This is a genomic window from Henriciella sp. (genome assembly GCF_049649345.1).
Taxonomy (GTDB): Bacteria; Pseudomonadota; Alphaproteobacteria; order Caulobacterales; family Hyphomonadaceae; genus Henriciella.
The window spans coordinates 1-6441 of sequence record NZ_JBARZC010000150.1; the positions used below are offsets into that span (position 1 = coordinate 1).

At 61.7% G+C, this 6441-nt stretch carries 7 protein-coding genes; 2 read left to right on the forward strand and 5 right to left on the reverse strand.

Going from position 1 to position 6441, the window contains the following annotated elements; genetic code table 11:
- Positions 1–6: 6 nt before the first annotated feature.
- From WA989_RS03680 to WA989_RS03690, 3 genes are read right to left on the reverse strand one after another with little or no spacing between them, the layout of a single operon-like run.
- Positions 7–1815, reverse strand: coding sequence for a SulP family inorganic anion transporter (locus WA989_RS03680; protein WP_424339165.1), 1809 nt, complete (start codon positions 1813–1815; stop codon positions 7–9).
- Positions 1816–1842: 27 nt separating this feature from the next.
- The gene (locus WA989_RS03685) at positions 1843–2709 is read right to left on the reverse strand and encodes an MBL fold metallo-hydrolase (RefSeq protein WP_424339166.1); all 867 of its coding nucleotides are present in this window, start codon (positions 2707–2709) and stop codon (positions 1843–1845) included.
- Positions 2706–3065 carry a metalloregulator ArsR/SmtB family transcription factor gene (locus WA989_RS03690; protein WP_424339167.1) on the reverse strand — a complete coding sequence of 120 codons (360 nt, stop codon included), beginning with the start codon at positions 3063–3065 and terminating at the stop codon, positions 2706–2708. The genes WA989_RS03685 and WA989_RS03690 overlap by 4 nt, the downstream gene beginning before the upstream one ends.
- A gap of 90 nt (positions 3066–3155) precedes the next feature.
- Between WA989_RS03690 and WA989_RS03695 the strand changes: the two genes are divergently transcribed.
- Together WA989_RS03695 and WA989_RS03700 are read left to right on the forward strand one after the other, a co-directional pair.
- Positions 3156–3581, forward strand: a complete 426-nt coding sequence (locus WA989_RS03695; RefSeq protein ID WP_424339168.1) for a YeeE/YedE family protein — start codon at positions 3156–3158, stop codon at positions 3579–3581.
- A gap of 4 nt (positions 3582–3585) precedes the next feature.
- Complete coding sequence (locus WA989_RS03700) at positions 3586–4017, forward strand: DUF6691 family protein (protein WP_424339169.1); 432 nt, start codon at positions 3586–3588, stop codon at positions 4015–4017.
- 6 nt (positions 4018–4023) lie between these two features.
- On the opposite strand, the gene WA989_RS03705 is transcribed toward WA989_RS03700, so the two are convergent.
- Together WA989_RS03705 and WA989_RS03710 are read right to left on the reverse strand one after the other, a co-directional pair.
- Positions 4024–5805, reverse strand: coding sequence for a sodium:solute symporter family protein (locus tag WA989_RS03705; protein ID WP_424339170.1), 1782 nt, complete (start codon positions 5803–5805; stop codon positions 4024–4026).
- 282 nt (positions 5806–6087) lie between these two features.
- Positions 6088–6366: a DUF4212 domain-containing protein gene (locus WA989_RS03710; protein ID WP_424339171.1), complete on the reverse strand. Its 279-nt coding sequence runs from the start codon at positions 6364–6366 to the stop codon at positions 6088–6090.
- Positions 6367–6441: the final 75 nt, after the last annotated feature.

The following is a 6441-nucleotide window of genomic DNA, read 5'->3' on the forward strand; positions in this document are numbered from 1 at the left end:
GAGTAGCTAGACGCGTTCCAGCCCTGCGAGCGCCAGCGAGGGGCAGGGGATCGCATCCGGTGTCGTGGTCTGGGCGTCTTTCGAGAAGGCGCGCTGGACGCAGTCGAGGTCGAGATCTTCCATCGCGTCATAGGTGTTGAGATAGACCTGGCCGGTGAGCTCTTCGAGGAAATGGGAGCGTTTCAGCCGGTCCATGACGGGGCCTTTGATCTCTGACAGGTGGAGTGTGACGCCTGCATCCTTCAGGCGGTGATTGATCGCTTCGAGGCTTTCCAGCCCGCTCGCATCGATCCGGTTCACGGCCGGGCACATCAGGACGAGGTGTGTGAGGTCCGGCCGGTTGCTGATGACACAATAGACGGTGTCTTCGAGGAAACGCGCATTGGCGAAATAGAGGCTCTCATCGATGCGGATGATCAGCGCGGTGTCGGAGATCACGACACTGTGGCGGTTCACATTGCGGAAATGATGCGTGCCGGGCACCTGGCCAACAAGCGCGAAGTGCGGCCGGCTCGTATTGTAGAGGTGCAGGAAGAGCGACAGGGCGACGCCGGTGGTCACGCCAAGCTCGACGCCGGAGAGGAGCGTGACGAGGATGGTCGCGGCCATGGCGGCGAAGTCTGACTTTGAGTACCCCCAGACCTGGCTGATGGTCTTCAGGTCCACCAGCGAGAGCACGGCGACGATGATGGTGGCGGCGAGCACCGCCTGCGGCAGGTAATAGAGATAGGGCGTCAGAAAGAGCGTCGCGAGGGCGATGCCGACGGCCGTGAACGCCCCTGCGGCGGGGGTCTCTGCGCCCGCGTCAAAATTGACGGCTGAACGGGCAAGCCCGCCTGTGACCGGATAGCCGGATGAGATGCCTGCGGCGAGGCTTGAGGCGCCAAGGCCGATCAGTTCCTGGTTCGGGCTGATGCGCTGGCGGCGCTTGGCGGCGAGCGTCTGGGCGACGGAGACCGATTCGACGAAGCCGATCAGTGCGATCAGGGCGGCAGAACCGAGCAGCTGCGTCCAGATCTTACGGTCGAAGGCTGGAACACCGATACCGGGCAGCTCGCGCGGCACATCGCGGAGGATCCTCACGCCATCCTCCTGAAGCTGGAAGATGCCGACAGCCAGGATGCTCGCCATCACGGCAAAGACGGGGCCGGTGCGCGTGATTATGGCGGCGGTCTTCTCCGGCAGGCCGATGCCCTTGAGGGCGGGTTTGAGATATTTGCGCGCGCCGAACAGGAAGATGAGCGAGGCCGCCCCGATGATCAGCGTCGGGATATTTGTCTCGCCGATCGTCTCGCCAATCGACAGGCCGATCTCGAACAGATTGTGCCCGCCCGCATCGACACCGAGAATATGCTTGAGCTGCGAGGCGGCAATGATGATGCCCGAGGCAGTAATGAAGCCGGAGACGACAGGATGGCTCAGAAAGTTGGCGAGAAAGCCCATTCTGAGCAGGCCAAGCACGAGCAATATGGCGCCCGAAAGCAAAGCCAGGATCACTGCCGCCTGAATGTATTCAGGCGAACCCTGCGCGGCGATCTTGCCAGCGGCCGCGGCTGTCATAAGCGACAGGATGGCGACCGGGCCGACCGCCAGCGTCCGGCTGGTGCCGAAGATGGCATAGGCAAAGAGGGGCAGGATGGAGGCATAAAGCCCGATCACGGGTGGCAGGCCGGCCAGCATTGCATAGGCGAGCGATTGCGGGATCAGCATGATCGTGACGATCACCGCGGCGATCAGATCATTGACCAGCGTCTCGCGCTTATAGGCGCGGCCCCATTCCAGGATGGGGAAATATCTCGAAGCCCGGAAATCCATGCTTGCGCCTCTCAGTGCGTGTCTGCCTTACAGGGCATTGATCGGCAGCTTCATATAGCGCTGACCATTGTTTTCAGGCTCCGGCAGATTGCCGGCGCGCATATTGATCTGCACCGATGGCAGGATCAGCTTGGGCATCTCCAGGGTTGCGTCCCGTTCGGTGCGCATTTTGACGAAATCTTCCTTCGAAGCGCCGCCGCCGACATGGATATTGTCGGCCTTTTCATCGGCGATCGTCGTCTTGAACATGTAGGTGTCGCGGCCCGGCGCCTTGTAGTCATGGCAGAGGAAGACGCGGGTGTCGCCTGGCAGCTCAAAGAGGCGCTGGATGGAGTCGTAGAGCGTCGCCGCATCGCCGCCCGGGAAGTCGCAACGGGCGGTGCCGAAGTCCGGCGCGAAGATGGTGTCGCCAACGAAGACCGCATCCCCGATGAGTTGGCTCATACAGGCCGGCGTATGGCCCGGCGTATGGATGGCGACAGCATCGATCGTGCCGACCATGTAGGTCTCGCCATCCTTAAACAGATGGTCGAACTGGCTGCCGTCGGTGTGGAAGCGCTGGTCCTCATTGAAGATCTTCGCGAAGACTTTCTGGACGGTGGAGATATGCTCGCCAATGCCGGTGCGCCCGCCGAGCTGGCTTTTGACATAGGGCGCGGCGGTGAGATGGTCGGCATGGACATGGGTGTCGATGATCCAATCGACGGTAAGGCCTTTCTCCTTGACGAAAGCGATCAGCTTGTCGGCGGAGTCTGTTGTCGTGCGGCCTGAGGCCTGGTCGAAATCGAGCAGGGAGTCGATCACCGCAGCGACATTATTGGTCGGGTCCCAGACGACGTAGCTGTAGGTGTTGGTGGCTTCGTCGAAGAATTCCTGGACATTTGGCCGGGTCATTTTGCAGCCTCCTTGTTGGCTTGTGTCTGGATGCGAACGGCATGATCAGCGTCAGGGCCCAGCATGACGTGGCAGATGGCGTCGACGAGGGCGTGGGCGCGGTCGTCGATCAGGGAATAGTGGACGATTTTCCCCTCGCGGCGGGCGGCGAGGATCTTCTCGTCGCGCAGCTTTGCGAGTTCACGCGAGAGACGCGGCTGGGGAATATCAAGAAGTGTTTCAAGCGTGCCGACACTCATCTCCCCGGCGCGCAGCTGGCAGCAGATCATCAGCCTGTCAGGATGGGCGAGCGATTTGAGCAGGGCGGTCGCCTCGCGGGCGAGCGGCTCCATTTGGCGGCTGTCCTTAATCATCATCAGGTCTGCTCCTTTTGGGCAAATCACCCTTGCCGTTTCTCACTTTACATTTTACATAAGTGTAAAGTGTTGGAAAGGGAAGACCCTGACATGGAAAACTTTACACCCCTCAGCGCGACGATCGGCGGGGGCCTGATCGGGCTCTCTGCCGTGCTGCTCATGCTGATGAATGGACGGATCGCCGGGATCAGCGGCGTCTTTTCCGGCACCGTGTTCAGCGAGGCAAGCGACAAGATCTGGCGCGTGCTGTTCGTGCTTGGCCTGATTGCTGCGCCGCTGGTTTATGTGGCTGCTACAGGAGCGCAGCCTGCTTTCGAGCTTGAGGCTGGATGGCCGCTGATCATTGCTGGCGGGCTTCTGGTCGGCTTCGGCACACGGCTCGGCTCAGGCTGTACGAGCGGCCATGGCGTCTGCGGCCTGTCGCGCCTGTCGCCGCGCTCAATGGCGTCGGTTGCGCTCTTCATGGGCGCCGGCATGGCGACCGTTGCGCTGCTCAAACCGCTGATCGGAGGCTGATCTCATGGGACGCAATATCACAGCCCTCATCGCCGGCCTGATCTTCGGGCTTGGCCTCGTCATCTCGCAAATGGTGAACCCGGCCAAAGTGATCGCCTTTCTTGACGTTTTCGGCAATTGGGACCCCTCGCTCGCCTTTGTTATGGGCGGCGCGCTGGTCGTCACCGCGATTGGCTACCGGCTGGCCTGGACGCGCAAGACGCCTGTCTTTGCGGACAACTTCCAGGTGCCTGGCAACAGGAAGGTGGATACGCGGCTTGCCATTGGCGCGGTTCTCTTCGGGATTGGCTGGGGCCTTGTCGGCCTCTGCCCGGGGCCCGCCATCACGGCGCTCAGTATTGGCGGGGCCGAAGCCATCGGCTTCCTTGCGGCGATGGCCGCCGGCATGCTGGCCTTTGAAGCCTTTGACCGCGCTGGCAAGCCGGACCCTGCCTAGACGCTTCTATTCGCCCGGCAGGGGCGCCATATCCGCATCGCCCGCGCCATGGGCGGTGCGGGTGCCGGGCACGCGGATGTCCTCGACGAGGTCCTGGATATCTTCCGGCGGGGCCTTCGTCGCGAGCGCGACGCCGATGCCCACAGCCGCCGCGAGCCACATGAAGACAAAACCGATCCCTTCAGGCGAGACGCCGAAGAGCCAGTGGGCCGGGTCGGTGTCGACGAATTTGAACCAGTAGTTATAGCCGAATGTGGTCGTCAGGCCGGTCACCATGGCGGCGATCGCGCCTTCCTTGTTCATCCGCTTCCAGAAAATGCCGAGGAAGATGACCGGGAAGAGCGAGGCAGCCGCGAGCCCGAAGGCGAAGGCCACGACCTGCGCAACGAAGCCCAGACTGTTGGAATAGATGCCGAGCAGGCCTGCGGCGAACACAGCGCCGGCGGCGGCGAAACGGGCGACCCGAAGCTCCGTCTTGTCATCCATGGAATTGAACAGGGTTCGCCGGCAGAGGTCATGGCTGACCGCTGACGAGATGACCATGAGAAGGCCAGCCGCCGTCGAGAGGGCCGCGGCAAGCCCGCCCGCCACGACAAGTCCGATCACCCAGCCGGGCAGGTTCGCGATCTGCGGATTGGCGAGGACGAAGATGTCATTGTTTGGCGAGACTTCATTGGCGAGGCCGTCTGGCGCATTCGGGCCGCGATACTGCATCACGCCGTCGCCATTTTTGTCCTGATAATCGAGCAGGCCGGTGGACTCCCAGTCCTTGTACCAGGTGGGGACCGGCTTGCCGCCGTCTGCCGTAATCTCGGCGGCGCGGGCCTCATAATCCTCATCATCGGCGATGTATGTCGCCTCATTCACGGTATCGATGAAGTTGATCCGCGCGAAGGCGCCGACGGCCGGGGCGGTGGTGTAGAGGAGCGCGATGAAGACCAGCGCCCAGCCGGCTGACACGCGCGCCGCGCCGGCGCTTTTGACCGTGAAGAAGCGGATGATGACATGCGGCAGGCCGGCCGTGCCGAACATCAGGGCGGCTGTAATGCAAAACACGTCAATCATCGACTTGTTGGTCTGGGTGTATTCGATAAAGCCGAGATCGGTGACGACCTGGTTGAGCTTGGCGAGCATCGAAATGCCCTCGCCCTGCGCCTCGCCGATAAAGCCGAGCTGCGGGACCGGATTGCCGGTGATGATGATCGACATGAAGATCGCCGGCACTGTGTAAGCGAAGATCAGCACGCAATACTGGGCGACCTGCGTATAGGTCACGCCCTTCATCCCGCCGAGCACGGCATAGAAGAAGACGATCACCATGCCGATAATGATGCCCCATTCGAAAGGTACGCCGAGGAAGCCGGAGAAGGCGACGCCGACGCCTTTCATCTGGCCAGCAATGTAGGTGAAAGACACAAACAGGGCGCAGACCACGGCGATGACGCGGGCTGTGGTCGAATAATATCTGTCGCCGACAAAGTCCGGCACGGTGAATTTGCCAAACTCGCGCAGGTATGGCGCGAGCAGCAACGCCAGCAGCACATAGCCGCCCGTCCAGCCCATCAGATAGACAGAGCCGCCATAGCCGAGAAAGGCGATGAGGCCAGCCATGGAGAGAAAGCTCGCCGCCGACATCCAGTCGGCCGCCGTGGCCATGCCATTGACGGTCGGGTGCACGTCATGGCCGGCGACATAGAAATCATCGGTCGAGCCGGCGCGCGCCCAGATGGCGATGCCGATATAGAGTGCGAAAGTGGTGCTAACGAAAAAGAGCGTCCAGAAATCCATAGTTAGGGTCCGTACTCAATTATTTTGCCGCGGCGGGCGGCGGAGTTTTGGTTGCTGGCAAGGCGCCGACGGGAAGGAAGGCCGAGGCCTTTCGAGCGGTGGCAACGCGGCCAGCGGGCAAAAGACCGTGGCACGGCGTGGTGATGTCGGGACGCCTCAATTAGCTGACCTGCGGCCTGCTGCGTCAAGCTGCTTGAACGGACGTCGGTCCGTCCTGCGCAGCTTTCCTCGCAAGCCTTGATCATCTAATTGCCTCCACGACAAAATAATCGAGCACGGACCCTAGCCCCTCACGCGGTATTTGCGTTCGAGCTTCGCCATGGCCCGGCAATAATAGAAGATGAGCGCGACGAAGACATAGATTGCGCCCTGCTGGGCGAACCAGAAGCCGAGCGGCGCGCCGCCGATCGAAAACTGGTCGAGGAAATCTCGGAACAATATGCCCGCTCCATAGGAGACGATGAACCAGATGGCGAGCAGGCTCACGGTTAGCCGTATCGTGGCTTTCCAATAGGCCTTCCCGTCTGTTAGCGCAGGCGTCTGCTCAGGCGTTTCCGGCATGATGGGCTCCCCTCGAATGTGCCTCCTTTGCGGAGTGTCTGGCGCGACCTTAGCATTCTCGCGCGCGGGCGAAAC

Excerpts from the sequence above, each read along its gene's own strand:
- WA989_RS03685 (WP_424339166.1), bottom strand. The coding sequence starts at position 2,709 with ATGACCCGGCCAAATGTCCAGGAATTCTTCGACGAAGCCACCAACACC.
- WA989_RS03700 (WP_424339169.1), top strand. The coding sequence starts at position 3,586 with ATGGGACGCAATATCACAGCCCTCATCGCCGGCCTGATCTTCGGGCTT.
- WA989_RS03695 (WP_424339168.1), top strand. The coding sequence starts at position 3,156 with ATGGAAAACTTTACACCCCTCAGCGCGACGATCGGCGGGGGCCTGATC.
- WA989_RS03710 (WP_424339171.1), bottom strand. The coding sequence starts at position 6,366 with ATGCCGGAAACGCCTGAGCAGACGCCTGCGCTAACAGACGGGAAGGCC.
- WA989_RS03690 (WP_424339167.1), bottom strand. The coding sequence starts at position 3,065 with ATGATGATTAAGGACAGCCGCCAAATGGAGCCGCTCGCCCGCGAGGCG.
- WA989_RS03680 (WP_424339165.1), bottom strand. The coding sequence starts at position 1,815 with ATGGATTTCCGGGCTTCGAGATATTTCCCCATCCTGGAATGGGGCCGC.
- WA989_RS03705 (WP_424339170.1), bottom strand. The coding sequence starts at position 5,805 with ATGGATTTCTGGACGCTCTTTTTCGTTAGCACCACTTTCGCACTCTAT.